A 1,531-nucleotide genomic window follows, 5' to 3' on the forward strand; every position below is an offset into this window, starting at 1 on the left:
CTCACCTCGCTCCTCGGGTCGGCCGAGGCCGCGAACGCGCAAATGGACAAGCTCGACGAGTTCGCCCGGTCGAGCCCGTTCTCGAAGCAGACGTTCATCACCGCGCAGCAGCAGATGCTGGCGTTCGGCATCGAGGCCCAGAAGGTAGTGCCGTACCTCGACGCCATCCAGAACGCCGTCGCCGCCGCGGGTGGGTCGAACAACGACATCGCCGAGATCGCGACCGTCTTCTCGAAGGTCCAGTCGTCGGCGAAGATCACCGCCCAGGACCTGCAGGAGCTCGGCAACCGGGGCGTCAACGCGGCCGAGCTCATCGGCTCGCAGATGGGCATGACCGGCGCCGAGGTGCGCGAGTCCATCACCGCCGGCACCCTCGACGCCCAGGCCGCCCTCGACGCCCTCGCCGCCGGCATGTCCGACCGCTTCTCCGGCGCCGCCGACAACGTGAAGAACACCTTCGCCGGCGCCATGGACCGGGTGAAGGCCGCCTGGCGCGACTTCTCCTCCGAGCTCGCTGCCCCGCTCGTCGACCCTGAGGGCGGCGGTGCCCTGGTCGACATGCTCAACGGCGTCGCCGATGCCATGCGCGGCTTCCAGGACCTGCCGGACCCGATCAAGAAGCTCGCCGGCGGGCTCACGCTGCTCGGCGGTGCCGCGGCCCTCGCGGCTGGCAGCATGATCCTCCTCGCACCCAAGGCGATCGAGACCGTCGGGGCGTTCAAGGACCTCGCCGCGGCACACCCGCGAGTCGCCGGCGGGCTCAAGGGCGTAGCCAAGGCGGCCGGCGTCGCCGCGGCAGCGTTCACCGCCGCCCAGCTCGCCGCCGCCGCGTTCGGCGACTCGATCGACGCCCGCTCCTCCGCCCAGTGGGAGTCGACGTTCCGCGGCACCGCGGACGCCGTCGGCGTGACGAAGGCCAGCCTCGACGGCATCGCCGGCGAGACGTACAACCTGTCCGACGCTTGGCGGCGCATGAAGGCGCCATCGGCCCTGGAGAGCTTCGACGACTGGTCCGGCGACGTGCTGAGCATGAACACGTCGCTCGACACGCTCAACGCCGAGTTCGCGAATATGGGCCAGGCCCTGGCGGACATCTACCAGGACGACCCGGCGGCGGCGCAGAAGGCGTTCAACGACGTTCTCAAACAGACCGGAGCGAGCAGCGAAGAGCTGCTCAACGTCATGCCGGCGTACCGGGACGCACTCCTGGAAGCCGAGAACGCCCAGGCGGATGTAACCGAATCGGCCATCAGATTCGTGTCGGCGCAGGAAATGATCGCCGCTGCGCTGGAGTCCGATAACGCTGCGATCTCGGGCCAGGCGGAGGCCTACCAGACCCTGATCGATGGCGCCGGTAAGGCCGCGTCGTCGTTCGTCGACCTGTCCGACAGCATCGCTGGCAAGAAGTTCTCCCTCTCCGGCTGGATGGACCAGCTCGAGAAGCAAGCCAAGGCGGTCGAGGACTGGGCGGACAACATCCAGGAGATCGCCGACCGCGGCGTGTCGCAGCAGTTCCTGCAGGGGCTGATCG

Annotated in this window: 1 protein-coding gene; it reads left to right on the forward strand. The window is 69.0% G+C overall.

Annotation, left to right across the window (positions count from 1 at the left end; translation table 11 throughout):
* Window positions 1-42: 42 nt before the first annotated feature.
* Window positions 43-1,531, forward strand: a 1,489-nt coding sequence (locus tag ABD254_RS21300) for a tape measure protein (protein WP_344250993.1), incomplete at its 3' end; no start/stop codon positions are given.

It is taken from the genome of Isoptericola hypogeus (assembly GCF_039531145.1).
GTDB lineage: Bacteria > Actinomycetota > Actinomycetes > Actinomycetales > Cellulomonadaceae > Isoptericola > Isoptericola hypogeus.